This is a genomic window from Pelistega suis (genome assembly GCF_013133795.1).
GTDB classification, from domain to species: Bacteria; Pseudomonadota; Gammaproteobacteria; order Burkholderiales; family Burkholderiaceae_B; genus Taylorella; species Taylorella suis.
This window is the reverse complement of the sequence record NZ_JABGBN010000002.1, coordinates 168,559-183,367: the sequence shown is the minus strand read 5'-3', so window position 1 is coordinate 183,367 and position 14,809 is coordinate 168,559. Positions and strand designations below refer to the sequence as shown.

The 14,809-nt window shown below is 42.8% G+C and carries 15 protein-coding genes; 1 reads left to right on the top strand and 14 read right to left on the bottom strand.

Annotated elements, in window-relative coordinates:
* Positions 1–2: 2 nt before the first annotated feature.
* The gene (locus HKX39_RS04155; protein WP_171680053.1) at positions 3–716 is read right to left on the bottom strand and encodes a CoA pyrophosphatase; all 714 of its coding nucleotides are present in this window, start codon (positions 714–716) and stop codon (positions 3–5) included.
* Positions 717–799: 83 nt separating this feature from the next.
* A complete protein-coding gene (gene rplS, locus HKX39_RS04150) occupies positions 800–1,171 on the bottom strand; it encodes a 50S ribosomal protein L19 (protein WP_171680052.1) in 372 nt (123 codons plus the stop codon).
* Positions 1,172–1,732: 561 nt separating this feature from the next.
* On the opposite strand from rplS, the gene HKX39_RS04145 reads away from it, so the two are divergent.
* Positions 1,733–2,011 carry a hypothetical protein gene (locus HKX39_RS04145; RefSeq protein ID WP_171680051.1) on the top strand — a complete coding sequence of 93 codons (279 nt, stop codon included), beginning with the start codon at positions 1,733–1,735 and terminating at the stop codon, positions 2,009–2,011.
* A 148-nt stretch (positions 2,012–2,159) separates the two neighbouring features.
* On the opposite strand, the gene HKX39_RS04140 is transcribed toward HKX39_RS04145, so the two are convergent.
* From HKX39_RS04140 to ung, 12 genes are all read right to left on the bottom strand, one after another.
* Positions 2,160–3,941 carry an acyl-CoA dehydrogenase family protein gene (locus tag HKX39_RS04140; protein ID WP_171680050.1) on the bottom strand — a complete coding sequence of 594 codons (1,782 nt, stop codon included), beginning with the start codon at positions 3,939–3,941 and terminating at the stop codon, positions 2,160–2,162.
* Positions 3,942–4,062: 121 nt separating this feature from the next.
* Positions 4,063–4,443, bottom strand: coding sequence for a DUF192 domain-containing protein (locus HKX39_RS04135; protein ID WP_171680049.1), 381 nt, complete (start codon positions 4,441–4,443; stop codon positions 4,063–4,065).
* Between the two features lie 15 nt (positions 4,444–4,458).
* Positions 4,459–5,328, bottom strand: a complete 870-nt coding sequence (locus HKX39_RS10780) for a type II secretion system F family protein (RefSeq protein WP_171680048.1) — start codon at positions 5,326–5,328, stop codon at positions 4,459–4,461.
* 132 nt (positions 5,329–5,460) lie between these two features.
* A complete protein-coding gene (locus HKX39_RS04125) occupies positions 5,461–6,306 on the bottom strand; it encodes a type II secretion system F family protein (protein WP_171680047.1) in 846 nt (281 codons plus the stop codon).
* 89 nt (positions 6,307–6,395) lie between these two features.
* On the bottom strand, positions 6,396–8,168 hold the full coding sequence (locus HKX39_RS04120) for a TadA family conjugal transfer-associated ATPase (RefSeq protein WP_171680046.1): 1,773 nt from the start codon (positions 8,166–8,168) through the stop codon (positions 6,396–6,398).
* Positions 8,169–8,170: 2 nt separating this feature from the next.
* Positions 8,171–9,517 (bottom strand): type II and III secretion system protein family protein, encoded by a 1,347-nt coding sequence (locus HKX39_RS04115; protein ID WP_246226023.1) that lies wholly within the window; start codon positions 9,515–9,517, stop codon positions 8,171–8,173.
* A 69-nt stretch (positions 9,518–9,586) separates the two neighbouring features.
* Positions 9,587–10,528, bottom strand: coding sequence for a Flp pilus assembly protein CpaB (cpaB, locus tag HKX39_RS04110; RefSeq protein ID WP_171680044.1), 942 nt, complete (start codon positions 10,526–10,528; stop codon positions 9,587–9,589).
* Between the two features lie 21 nt (positions 10,529–10,549).
* On the bottom strand, positions 10,550–11,236 hold the full coding sequence (locus tag HKX39_RS04105; RefSeq protein ID WP_171680043.1) for a hypothetical protein: 687 nt from the start codon (positions 11,234–11,236) through the stop codon (positions 10,550–10,552).
* A gap of 43 nt (positions 11,237–11,279) precedes the next feature.
* Positions 11,280–12,056 (bottom strand): pilus assembly protein, encoded by a 777-nt coding sequence (locus tag HKX39_RS04100; RefSeq protein ID WP_171680042.1) that lies wholly within the window; start codon positions 12,054–12,056, stop codon positions 11,280–11,282.
* Between the two features lie 21 nt (positions 12,057–12,077).
* Entirely contained in the window at positions 12,078–13,439 is a 1,362-nt protein-coding gene (locus HKX39_RS04095; RefSeq protein WP_171680041.1) for a Tad domain-containing protein, read from the bottom strand.
* A gap of 2 nt (positions 13,440–13,441) precedes the next feature.
* Positions 13,442–13,672 (bottom strand): hypothetical protein, encoded by a 231-nt coding sequence (locus tag HKX39_RS04090; protein ID WP_171680278.1) that lies wholly within the window; start codon positions 13,670–13,672, stop codon positions 13,442–13,444.
* Positions 13,673–13,980: 308 nt separating this feature from the next.
* Positions 13,981–14,640, bottom strand: a complete 660-nt coding sequence (gene ung, locus HKX39_RS04085; RefSeq protein ID WP_171680040.1) for a uracil-DNA glycosylase — start codon at positions 14,638–14,640, stop codon at positions 13,981–13,983.
* Positions 14,641–14,809: the final 169 nt, after the last annotated feature.

The following is a 14,809-nucleotide window of genomic DNA, read 5'->3' as shown; positions in this document are numbered from 1 at the left end:
AACTACACCTCGAATACATCCAAAACATGATACAAGTTACGAATAACCGCAGCGGTGGCTCCCCAAATAAAATAATCCTGCCATGGCATCGAAAAATACTCTCGCAACCCCTCATCCACGGTGACTTTATGCAAGAAATGGTGATTGGGATTTAATAAAAAGGACAAGGGTACTGAAAACACTTCATCAACTTCTTCTCGGTTAATAGATAAAACATAATCCGGCTTAAGCATCCCAACAAAAGGTTTCATCAAAAAGCCTGTCCCTGTAAAGAAGTCAGGAAGCTGTCCTAGTAACTGAATAGAGTTTGACGCTATACCAATCTCTTCAAATGTCTCACGCAATGCAGCCTGTTCTGCCGATGCATCTTCTTTATCAATGCGTCCTCCTGGGAAACTAATTTGACCACTATGCTTTTTTAAGTGCATAGCACGACGTGTAAGCAACATCTCGACCCCCTGCTCTTTTTCCACAAGCAACATTAAGGTCGCTGCCTCCGCATAAGGTTGCTGCGCATGAATAAGACGCTTTTCATGATTCCAACGCTCAATAATAGGATCCAAAGAAACCAATTGCGGGGAGCTCAATGCCTTTTGAATAAAAGCGATACTCATTCTCTCCATTGGCAATACAGATAAGCCTTGATTGGCTTGAAAAGCTTCTTGTGCCTGAGGGTCAAATGTCGGATTGCCGTGTCGAATAGTTGATAGTGCCATATACCCAGACAATACAAAATAGATACTAGATACAAAAAAAGCACCCACTATTGCAGGTGCTTCCTCTCACATTAAGCTTAATATTAAGCTTTACGAGCTGATAATTTCTCTTTAATACGAGCAGATTTACCAGAACGATCACGTAAGTAGTAAAGTTTCGCACGGCGAACAGCACCACGACGTTTTACTTCGATAGAAGCGATTTGTGGAGAGTACAATTGGAATGTACGCTCAACAGCTTCACCAGAAGAAATCTTACGTACGATAAACGCAGAGTTTAAACCACGGTTACGCTTAGCAATAACAACACCCTCGTAAGCCTGTTGACGCTTACGGTTACCCTCAACTACGTTTACATTTACAACGACTGTATCACCAGGGGCAAACTCAACTACTGGTTTACCTTCTGTTAAGCGAGCAACTTCTTCTTGCTCTAGTTTTTGAATTAAGTTCATGAATTTTCCTTCAATGCCATCATTCGCAACCCTAACATTGATATAAAAAGATATGACATCTATCTATAACCGCTCTTACCTTTAAGAATGGTAGTTGCCAGAGGATGGGTAAAACTTAGCCTTTTAGTTTAGCTTTTTTCTCTTGTATATTCAAGCACTTCCAACACATTATTCCAAATTATTGCCTTTCATGTCAGACCTTATGGCTTAAAAAAGGGAACTGTTTAAAAAAAACAACATCAAAAAAATATTTATCCAGTACTGGATAAAATGTCTTGCAAATAGTACTGGTTGAATATACAGTAATAAATGTCGTAAGCATAGTCGCGACAACAGGCAATCAGGTTTAGGGTCCTGATTATCCATCTACCTGTTGGTGAGCTAATAGACAGGTAGATGGCGCCTACTTTACATAGTTTTATATAGTTAAGACCCTATAAAGTTCGCTTTATACAGTCATATCGTTATACAGACTTTAGCCTACTTTATAGAGACTATATAAACCCATTATAAACCAATTAAATTTATCTCTTTTAGACAGAGGGACTGATGATGAATACAATGAATAACACAGTATATGCAGGTTCTAAGCGCTCAAACAACACTACCCATCATGCTTCACCTTATTCACTGATTAAGCCGTCACAATCACCTGCTGTATCTCGTCGATACCTAGAAGATTGGGCACATGTCCGCACAACTCAAACTCGTGGCTTACGTAGAGATCTTCATGCCTTACTAAGCAAACTTAATCCTTACTATGGTGATGCCATTACCGCTTTATTGTGGGCAAGTATTATCCCAACTACACTCTTCCTTGGTACGCTTGTCGAATACTAAACCAGTGACCACTCCTCAATACCATGATACCGTGTATCGAATACTAAACTGACCATCACTCCTTGGTTCGCCTATCCGATTAGAACCGATAGACGCACCTCGGAGGATATAACCTGATGAAGAATAATCAATAACGCTTAGTACTCGTTTATTCGGTAAAGCCTAAATCTGCCACTATTCTGCTAGACTTCAGCGTAGCCGCTAATGCCGTGACACGAGGCAATAAATGTGCAGCATAAAATATCGCTGTTGCTTGCTTAGTTTGGTAAAACGGCGCTGACTTGCCCTCACACACTAAAGCAGCTCTTGCTAAATGCCAACCTGCATGCACATACCCCGCCAGCATTAAGAACGGTACACTACCGCTAAATGCTGCTTTCATGGCTCCTTCTTTAGCCATCACCAAAACTTCATCAATAGACACATGGTAAGCCTTCACGGCCTGCTCGAGCTGTTGTGCAATAAAGCCCAATTTCTCATTACCACTCGCTTGTAGTTCCGCAACTGTTTTTTGCATTTCAGCCACAAAATACTTGCCCACAGCACCGCCATCACGCAAAGTTTTACGACCAATAAAATCATTAGCTTGGATGGCTGTCGTTCCCTCATAAATAGCCGTAATACGCACATCACGGAAATGTTGCGCAGCACCGGTTTCTTCGATAAAACCCATACCACCATGGACTTGGACACCCAGTGATGTTGCCTCGATAGCCATTTCAGTTGAGAACGCTTTAACAATAGGCACTAAGTATTCTTGAATCGCTTTAAATTGTTTACGTTGTTCTATATCTGGATGATGATGCGCTAAATCCTGATGCATAGCGGTATAAAGCGCTGTCGCTCTAGCACCTTGTGTCAAAGCGCGCATGGTATGTAACATGCGCTGTACATCAGGATGCTGAATAATAGGCACAGCACCTTTACTCCCCTCTACATTGCCTTGGACACGCTCTTGTGCATACGCTAATGCCTGTTGATATGAGCGCTCAGACAAGGCAAACCCTTGAACCCCCACATTAAAACGTGCCTCATTCATCATCACAAACATATGAGCAAGACCCGCATTTTCCTCACCGACAAGATAGCCAATCGCACCTTCTCCTACCTCACCCTTGTTATCACCGTAAATTAAGACCGTCGTAGGACTGGCATGGATTCCCATTTTCTCTTCAATAGAGGCACACCATACATCATTACGTTTGCCTAGTGAACCATCCTCATTGACCAAAAACTTCGGGACAATAAAAAGAGAAATTCCCTTTACACCAGGAGGAGCATCAGGCGTGCGCGCCAAGACCAGATGGACAATATTTTCTGCCATATCATGCTCGCCATAGGTGATAAAAATCTTTTGACCACTAATGCGATAAGTACCGTCAGCTTGTTTTACTGCTTTGGTATTTAATAAAGCCAAATCTGAACCTGCTTGTGGTTCAGTTAAATTCATTGTTCCTGTCCAACGTCCCTCAAGCATAGGCGGAATATATTTTTGTTTTTGCTCTTCACTCCCTGCTTGATAAATCGCCTCTACACAACCATCTGTCAGCAATGGACAAAGCGCAAAAGACAGGTTAGCCGAATGTAGGCTCTCTGATGTAATTGCTGCAATGGTTTTAGGGAAGCCTTGTCCACCATAATTCACATCATGCTGTAAAGCTTGCCAACCTGCTTGCGTATAAGCCTTAAATGCCTCTTTAAAGCCTGTGACTGTTTTGACCTGACCATTGGACCATTGCGCATGCTCTCTATCACCCACCGCATTTAATGGCGCAATCTGCTCTTCTACAAAACGAGCGTTCTCTTCTAAAACAGCCAAGACAACATCATCAGTCACCTCTTCAAAACCCGGCAATGCCTGCACAGACTTTAACAAGCCCATATCCATTAAATTAAACTTAAAGTCGTCTAAGGCTGCTTTAAAAGTCATGTTCGTACTCCTTTGATTTCCTTTTATTAATACATCAACTACTTTCTCAAGTATAAGATAAAGCCCTTCTATCACCTAGCGACTTTCTCTAACTTTAGGGGAAATCCCCAAGAAAAACGGTTTACTCAGACACCAAGAAGAAGCCATCGATAATTACTTGCACTTCCTGATACAACTGAAAAGACATAGGCTCCACGATTTGCCTTGAAGAAAAATGCTCCCTATCGGTTTGTCGCTTACTGTCACCCGCCTTCCTATAGACCGCAAACTCAAATACACTATCCGCTGTTGCACAGCGCAAAAATCGCCAAGGTTTAACATAGGGATGACATTGAACAACCTTACCTGAACGACAAAAAACCACCATAATTGGAAAACGCATAAAACAAGTATGCACCGCATTGCAGTGAGGAAAATACATCCCTTCATCTTGCGATAAGTCTTTCCTATTTAATAAGCCCATTAAACGCTGATAAAAGCTTATCGCCGAGGTAATTCTCATCGAATGCACTCCTATCTAAAATAAGTCCATCGCCAGTAATTTCATTACAATCGGAAAACCAATCACAATGAATGTGCAAGGAAAAATAAAACATATCAATGGAAAGAGTAATTTCACAGGGGTTTTGGCAGCTTGTTTTTCGGCACGTAAAAATCGCTCTTGGCGGAATTGATCTGACTGTGCCCTCAATACCACCCCCAAACTCGTCCCCAACAGCTCAGCCTGTGCTAAGCTACTCACCCATTGCTTTACCTCAGCTAAATCACAACGTACCGCCATTGCCTTTAAAGCCTCAATTCGCCCCGTCCCTGTCCGCATATCATTAATCGCATGTTGCAATTCATCACGTAAAGCACATTCACGCATACTTTGCATGGCGACCATCAACGCCGTCTGCAAATTGGAGCCTGCTTCAACACATAATGTCACCATATCCAAAAAAAACGGAAACGCTTTAAGCATGTCCAGCTTACGCGCTTGTCTTTTACGCTTAAGCCAAGCTATCGGTAAATATCCTCCTATCCATGCTGCTGTTATGGCTCCCAATAAGCCTAATCCATAGTGCAACGTGATTTGTGTCCATAAAATCCCCCACAGACCCATACCCACCATGCCACCCACTGCCTGCAGACCCACAATCTCTTTTAGCCAGACCTTATCCTTGTAACCTGCAGTTTCAATCAATTTTTCGATATTTTTTTGATACCGCCACGACAAAAACGGCATCACCAACAAACTCAAGACATTCACCCACGGGAACAACCACCGAAAATGTTTAAAATAAGTCGTCTGTTGATGCTCATCACTAAGGCTAGGACTTAGTAGCACATACACTAAAAAGCTGAGTGATATGGCGGAAAATAGCACACTAATAATAAATAACACGAACCCCCCTCCTTGTTATATCCCTCTTGATTTCAAATTAAATAAACATATTATTAATACGTATTAAACATATAATAAACATATAAATTTATTCAGTATTAGCGAATAGAGATTGTCAAAATATGGCGAGGCTTAAATATCCACCTTAACGATTTTGCGAATAAAGATAATGCCACTTATCTCTAGCAACATAATAATCGCCAGCACCCACCACCCAGTAGAGGTTGTCCATAGCATCGACAACACTTGTACATCACCTATATTTAATACAAACATTAAAACAATAGGTAAACACACCATCACTTTGGCTTGGAATTTTCCCTGACTTGTTAAAGCCTCAATTTTGTCCTCAATCTGTTTAACTGCACGTAAGGTATTAGCAACACGCTCCAATGCTTCTGCCAAATTACCTCCTGTTTGAGCAGCTATTTTGAGCGAAGACACCACGAGATATGTCGCCTCTGTCGGCATGCGCACACTCAAATTCGATAAAGCCTCATCAAACGAAAGCCCTAACCTTTGCTCACGCAACACCAAACCAAACTCTTGAGATAAAGGTGCTGGAGCCTCTTGCACCACCGTCTTTAAAGCACTCTGTACACCAGATCCTGCTTTTAAAGCAGAAGACAACATGCTTAACATCAAGGGTAATTGCTCAATAAAAAGCTTTAAGCGCTTTTGCTTAAGATAATGAAATACAAAAGGCGGCAGTACTAACAAAACAAGTCCACACATAAGAGAAAGCATTAAATTAAGACTTAAAACCCAGACAATAATCATCGTACTCACACAACATAGTACGGCAGCACTCCAAACTTGCAAAGGATCAAAAAAGAGAAAAATTTCTGCCATATTCCTTTGTGCCTGACCTTTAAACCGCTCCTCATAAGCTAACAAAGCATGATTAAATGCTCGCAAACCCAAAAAAAACAGCACACTCAAACAGATAATGGCGCAAATCAATGCCAATCCCAACATAATGACCTCCTTAACGACATCAATGCCCTCAATACTCTCACAACGCCCTTAATACATACCTCGAATAGTTAAACGAATGCTTTATCCACTCAGCTAGCTGATGATGACAACGTTCTTCCTTCACTGCTCGCTAAAACCGTACGCTGATTAAATAAGTCCATATCTATACTTTCGCCTGCTTCACGCCATTGTTCAAATGCTGAAGGAAAAATCCCTTTCCCCACAAATGCTCCTGTATGTTTTGTGCGCTCATACACAAACAACTCCTGCGTTTTAATCACGCCACTTTCCAAACCACCCACTTCAGCAATAGAAGAAATTACACGTTTCCCATTGGATAGCCGTGTCTGCTGCACAATGAAATGAATACTATTGGCGATATGCTCGCGAATCGCATGCAATGGCAAATCCATATTCGCCGTCATAATCATGGTTTCTAAGCGTGATAAAGCATCTCTAGTGGAATTCGCATGTAAAGTCGTCAAGGAGCCTTCGTGGCCGGTATTCATCGCCATAAGCATGTCAAACGCCTCAGCCCCTCGACACTCCCCCACAATAATACGGTCAGGACGCATACGTAAGGCGTTACGCACAAGGTCACGAATCAATACCGCTCCCTTTCCCTCCATATTGGCAGGTCTAGCTTCTAAGCTCACCAAATGTGAATGATTCAATCGCAATTCGGCGGCATCCTCAATAGTGACAATACGCTCATTATCTGGAATACAATGAGACAGAATATTTAATAACGTTGTCTTACCCGACCCTGTCCCTCCAGAGATAATCATATTCATACGGTATTTCACGCACAAATCTAAAAAGCTTGCCATCGCATAATCTAATGAACCCAAGTCAATTAGCTCCTGCATTTGTGGCCGATGTTGGGCAAATTTACGAATCGTTAAACTAGCTCCTTTTAACGCAATCGGCGCAATCACAGCATTGACACGCGATCCGTCAGGCAAACGGGCATCTACCATAGGAGAGCTTTCATCAATTCGTCTACCGATGGGTGCCACAATACGATCAATCACCCCAAGCACCGCTTTTTCACTACTAAACACCGTTGATGTTTTTTCTAATAAGCCTTTTCTTTCGATATAAATTTCATCAAAACGATTAACCATAATCTCGGTAATAGAGGCATCTTTTAATAGCGGTTCCAACGGACCTAAACCGACTGCTTCATCTAAAACAGCTTGTTTTAATTGTGCTCTATCAAACTCCGCCTCTATTTCTACATCTTGTTCAAGAATCTTATCGAGAATTGCCTCTACCTCACTACGCAAAGCCTCATCACTCATCTCGGCAATATTGCGACGACGCAAATCCAATCGCTCCAATACACTACTATGTAAGCGCTGTCGATGGGCAATCTCTCTTTGCTGTCGCTGACTTGATAGTCTATATCCCTCATGACTTTTCTGCGCTTTAGCATAAAGACCATTCTCTTGAATAAACCCATCTCGCCTAAATGCTTGCTTACATAATGGCACTGCTGCACTTTCTTGCACTTGTGTGACAAGAGACGGTTGCGTTTGCTCATAAGCTACCGCAGGAGGATTGATTACTACTTCCTCCAAAGACACAATTGTCATCAGGCAAGGACCAATAATAATTTCATCTCGCACTTTAAGCGGCCCACCTAAATGGACTCGCTCACCATTAAGTAAGGTTCCTGCTAAAGCGCCCTGATCTTCTATATACACAGCCCCCTCACGCTGAATAAAGTTGGCATGGTGTTTTGCCACACGCCATGACTTGATTACAAAATTCATATCCTTGGCTCGCCCAACTCGGTAGGGGAAAGTTAATGTCAATAATGTCTCTCGACCATCTTCAAAACGAACATCAATTTGCATGATTACCTCCCGTGTCTTGACTGACGCTTGGTCGGTTTGGTGGACTTTGTGACGGGCAACGGCTTAACCACAGGTGCTTTTTTGACAATCGCAAACTTTGCATTCTTAGGAAGTAAATCAACGTTTATCAAAGGCTCTGCTTCAAAACTACTATCAATAATGGCTTGACTACGCATCACCCGCTTTTGTAGTTGATGATTTTGTGCAGACATGACCATAGGACGCACAATAATCACCAGTTCCGTTTCATTTTGTTGGAATTTTCGAGAACGAAATAATTCACCCAAGATAGGAATATCACTTGCCCCTGGTAAGCGCTCCATGCCTTGTGTTTGGTCACGCGAGATAAACCCCGATAGTACTAAAGGCTCACCAGATTTCACATTAAACTCGGTAGAGGTTCTTCTGGTTTTTAAAGCAGGCCCTCCATTAAGACTTAAAGAACTATCGACGGCACTGACTTCCACATTAATTTTGGAACGAATAATGCCATTTTTCTCAATTCGTGGCGTAATGTATAAACTCACACCATAAGGTTTAAACATCGTTTGTGTATTACCATTGCCATCCGATACCGAATAAGGAACTTCGCCTCCTGCTAAAAACTCAGCCGTCGCCCCACTACGTGCCATCAACTGAGGTTGCGCTAAAATTACGGCCTGCCCTTGGCTTGCCATCGCTTGGATAGAAGAGCTCAATACGGCATTTAAGCCTGAATATACGGCTTTACCACCTAGCGCTGTTTCCATAAAAACCTCCGCAGGATGACTTAATAAACCTTGACTTTTAGCGTCAAAAGCGGCGCCCAGATGAAAGCCCCCTTGCGTCTGTGATGCCCATTTCACCCCTAACTCCTGCATATAGTGACGTGGCATCTCTAAAATCTGCACATCAATCATCACCATATCATCCCAACCTATTTGACTACTCATATCCACAATTTGCGGATAATGGGAAAGTAGTTTTTGAACCCGCTCACGATCGGCATCACTTAATCTATCTCCCTCAACAATGACTTTTTCTCCCACAATAGAGGCTTTAACATTGGGAATCTTATTTAACATACGACGAATATCTTCCTTAATCTCTCGCGCTTTGGCTGAACGAATATCCACTAAGTAACTATGTCGCTGTCCCTCCGTATTCCAAACCTCTAAGGTGGTTTGCCCCTCAGCACGTGCAAAGAGTACTAACTCCTTATCATCGTCGGTATTGGCATTGAGCACTTTACTATCCCCCACCGCCACACGAGCAATACGTTCAAGCGCAATCACTTTAATATCACCAATTTGCATCTTAATAGGCGTTTGTACCTCTGCATTAGCGACTGATGTAACTACACTACTCATCAACACATAAATCCCTATAGCCACCTTTTTTATCCTTTGATTTAACATATTGGTCTCCTGTTAGTAAAACTACTCAATTACTTGTAATTGCTCTGGTGTAGGTTGCGGTAAAGAATTAATCCATGCACTCACAATATCCTCTTGATGAGGTACATCAATCACCCCACGTTGAACTGTCGCCCCTCCTTCCTCTGCTTCTTTATTAATAGCTAAGGCGGGTAACCGGCGTTGTTGCTGATCTCCATATACAATCGCAGGTTTTTTCTTGATGACCGGTGGTGGTGTTGCTAAGCCTAAAATAGTGGCTAAATCCCCTCGAATGGCTTTTTGACTAGCCTTATCATCATTAGGATTACGTAATAACGCAGTAATGACACCTGCTTGGCGAGCAGCGACAAGCTTGGCGGCATCTTCTGGTGCAGCATCTAGCGTTACAGTTGAAAAACTTTGTGCTTCCCCTGCTTCACTCTGCCGACTTTGTTGTCCTGTTGCCATCACCAAGACACCTTGTAAAAGTGGTGCTGTAATTTGACGCTGTCGGTATTCAAAAGAGACGTATAAATCAATCAAATCTCCTGGTACTAGCATGCCCGACACCGAATTAATACTATCCACAGGCATCGTCACGGCACGTCGTCCTAGATGAATACGCTCAGAAAAAGGTCTTTTACTAACGGTGGCGGTATTGGCCCATAGCAAGGGATCACCGCGTTTTAAGGCGACAGTAATCACCTGTCCTTCAATATGAATAAATTCTTCAGGCTTTAGGCTGCCACTAACCACCCAATCGCTAGGAATCTCTCTCACGGCGACATGAGCAGATTCAATCTTAGTTCCAACAGGTAAATCATAGGCCGCGACAATGCGAGGCACCGTACTGACCTTTGCCTTATCTTCAATTTCTTGAATACGGTTTTGAATATATTGTTGTGCTGATAAAGCGGCAAATATCCCTGCGACTAAAGCCAACCCTATCAACACTATCGTTTTCTTGGTGAGTTGTATCCGCATAAAACCTCCTTTACGTCTTCTTTATTTCGATACAAGCGATTTCTTGATATGCTTTTTTACGACATACAGCGCAGTGTTACCCTCAATATCCTCTAGACGATACTGAAGCTGCTCATGCTGACGTTGCCAGACTTGTAAGCCACTCTCTGCTGACAATTCGCGCCAATGCTGATGATTGAGCAACTGACTTAACCAGCGTTGAGCCTCATCGATAGTAAAAGGCAATAGATAAATCCATTGACGTGCCTTATTGGGCTGTTCGGTACTCATATCTAATAGCACTTGAGCATCTATGGGTAGCTGACTCAAACCTGATACAGTCGGTGCTACTATTGATGAAATATTCTCATGCCCACTGGTAGACTTATCCTGCTGGATTCCCCATAAGGTCAAGGTACCGGAAAACTGATTCTCTGCATGGCGTTTTATCCAAAGTACGACTTGCTGAGATTCTCTTTCTCCACTCAATAAAAACTGTCCTCCCCATACCTCAATTTGTTGAAAAGGCTGAGGATTTTTTTCTAGCTGTTGGAGTAATTGCTTAAATCCTTGCTGTGCTGTAAATCCCCATACGGTTTGCGGTAAGCCGAAATAATGTCCATCACTCAATAAAGCCACCTGCTGAATTCCTAATTTTTCCAACAATGCAGGACCTGAATTGACTAAGGGTTTAGTCATAGCCTCAGGCATAGAAAAGACACTACTCATTATTAAACTCATCCTTATCATTGCTCTCAACCGTGATCTCATCTCACTGCCCCCCACTCAAATGATGCTTAGGTAAACGTCCCGTCCATGGCATTAACCAGTCAAAAACAGGTTCTGCTCGATGAAATCCCTCCACGGGGGCGGCATATCGCTGAATATGCCGACCTAATGCATAAGCATCTTCTGCGCTATCTCGCCATGCCAATGCAGATTGCCCCGTCCGTTGATGTGTTGCTAAATCCGATTCACTATGCCCTGCATCACTTAAAATCGCGGTCTGTCGTTGCATAGGAATCACTAATCGCTCTAAAAAACCCATCTCTGCATTTAGTTCCGTCATCGCCTTTCCTTTTGCGCTATACATTGGTAAAACCTTAACCACGGCGGAGACAATCCCTTTATCTTGCAAATTCCATTGTTCTCGTAAGGTCTGCGCATGACTGGCTTGCTGTGCCGCTTGAGCCAAATTGCTTAATTGCTGCTCCCTATTAATTTGCAATAGTACATTCTCTTTTTGGAGAATTTTTTGTCCTTGACGATCTTGCCAACGATGTGCTTTATCAAAAAAGAACTTATCTTTGATGGCTGGCTCGTCAATCCCATTTAGTTGTCTTGTCCATTGAAAAGCCGCATAACGACTCGCGTTATCTTGTTGCTGACGAATATCAAGCAGCCTACCCAACCACGGAATAGCGATAAATAAACTTAATAAAATCAGAAAAAGCACTAAACTCTCTGCGATAGCTTGAGCTTGCCGATACGGCAGATTATCAGCATACGCTTGTCGTATAACGTCCTGCAGCTGTATCCTCCTATCCATTTTGTTCTCTCCTTCTAAAGCTTAATCCTCTAGACCAATCAAACGTGCTTGCCAATAGGGATGCCAAAGATTTGCCATTTCTTGTCGCTTATCTTGGCGATAACTAGGACGCTCAAAAAATGTCTCCGCACGGCTACGTGTCACTAATTGATGACCATTAAGCGATGTTTGTTTGAGCGATAAGGTAAAGTTCAGACTGGCTTGCTGTTTGGCATTCACAATATCGACATAAGGAACTACACCACCCCCTGACCAACGATGACGCTCACTAATCGCACGAGAGTTGGCTAAAGGATTACTATCACCGCTTAAAATATTCCATTGCGTAGCCTTATTGACCCAGCGCCAAAAATCATCAGAGGAAAAATCTCCGGGAGGATTTTCGGTATAGTCAATTCCCTCTGGCACAGAATTAGACTGTCCTGGCACCCATCCCCAGCCCATGGGGTATTCACGAAAATAGCACCCAATCCACCGATTAGAGCGTAAGGCATGGTAAGACTGGGTATCCATCGACTGCCAATTGCCTTGATCATTTAAAAAGGTACTACCCCGACGACGTAATTCATGCCGTAAATGCGGGCAGCGCTCACTCACGGGTAATAGGCTTTTGCGGGTGAAGTCACGGTCGCCTAAAAACTTATATAACTCACTCACTTCAAACAATAGCGACCGATAATTTGCGCGAGGCTTAAACACAGCACTAAATCGTGAATAATCTGGACTATCTAAACGCCAAGACAAAGACGGTGATAAATGCTGCCCCTCCTGCTCTTTCTGCCCTTGTAACCAAGTGCCTAGACTCCCCTCTCTATCAACCGTCATATCAGGATAGTTTGCCTTTAACACTTCATTAATGGCCTTATCCCGAGCATTTTCCATCGTATCTCGTATGGCATAGCTTACTCTTGCCAAGACTTTCTCCACAATCTCGTCATGCTTAATAAATTGCTGGTGTAAGGCCTGATGTTGGTGAGCAATCGTAGAAAGTGATAAAGCGGCACCTGCTCGTCGATAAGACTGCCCATGTGTCGCACCAAAATGCGTAGCAATCACCCACGCAGGCGGATTATTCGCCGACAATGAGCGTCCACTGGTACTCGCCCATTTCGCCCAAGACCCTAGGGTCACTAAATGCGCCATTGCCATTTGATGACCAATCTGCGCAATATTGATATAGGCCTGCATATTCAATGCTCTAGCCTGTATCAATGCACCAGAATAACTAGCCGCATCCACAGCGTGAGTTTGCTTGACCTTAGCACCTATCAGTACGCCATTACGGTACATACCGAGAAATGCCAAGATAAGCACCGCTATCATGGCTAAACCGAGGACTAACACTTGTCCTTGTCGATGATCGAGGTATGCCGCTTTACACATGACTAATTCCCTGCGGAGGCATTGCCTGTAAAGCTTTTTAGGGATTTAGCCGCTGTCTGTGCTGACGCATTTTCTGCCGCTGTCTGTGCATTTTGTGATTCGGCAGAACCGTCTTCGCCTGCTAACTCTTTTGCCATAGCGGCTGTTTGTGAACGCACCACCTGTCCAAAAAGTTGATACACCCCAATCGCCGCCACTGCAACCAACGCCACCACGATGATATACTCCACCATACCTTGTGCTGTACGGTGTGCTATCCCTCGCCAATGCGCTGTTTTACTGCTACTACACTCTGATAAAAAAGATGAAAATGGCAATAACATAAGAACTCCTTAATAGTAGTGATGAGGAGTTCTTAGTTTGAAAGAGTCAATAAAGAAAAGATATTCGTAGAAGCCACATTGGATGAATTTATCCTAGTGGAATTTAACTAAAAATAATAAGTAACTAATTGAATTTAAAAAACTATTTTAGTTTAAATTCAACATAAAATAATTTTCTAATCAAAAAATAAATCTAGTTAGTCTACTCTTTTACTGCGCTACGACAAAATCCAGTCAATCGGTTTCTTGCCTTTAGCAACGAGATAAGCATTCGTTGTTGAGAAATGACGATTTCCCAGAAATCCTCGGTGGGCGGACAAAGGTGATGGGTGAGCACTCTTTAAGACCAAATGTTTTGAGGTATCAATAAATGCCCCTTTCTTTTGGGCATGACTACCCCACAATAAAAATACCAATCCCTCTCTATGCATATTTAGCGCTTTAATCACTTGGTCAGTAAACTGCTCCCATCCCCAACTAGCATGAGAATTCGCTTGCCCTGCCTCGACAGTCAATACCGTATTTAATAGCAATACGCCTTGATCTGCCCAAGGTTTTAAATAGCCATTCATGGGAATTTGAAATCCCTCAATATCGTTTTGTAATTCTTTATAAATATTCTTTAATGAGGGAGGAATAGCGACATCATCACGAACAGAAAAAGCAAGACCATGCGCTTGCCCCGGACCATGATAAGGGTCTTGTCCTAAAATGACGACCTTCACATCGCCAAACTCTGTATAACGAAATGCATTAAAGACATCGCTCTCTGGAGGATACACAGTCACATGTTGGCGTGCCGCTTTTACGCGTGCCAATAACTCCATAAAATAGGTTTTTTGCTTTTCTGAGCCAATCGCCTCTGTCCACGTCTGCATATGACTTTTTCTCCTATTCATTATTCACTCTATGCCTTTGGCAAAAGCATTTTATCAGAACCTAGCCGAAAACACCGACTCGTAGACTCAGAAAGACATCGTCCTATCTAAGAGAGCTATCTATGCCAGATAGCTCTCCTTTAATAAAAAAAGCATCCATTACGATAGC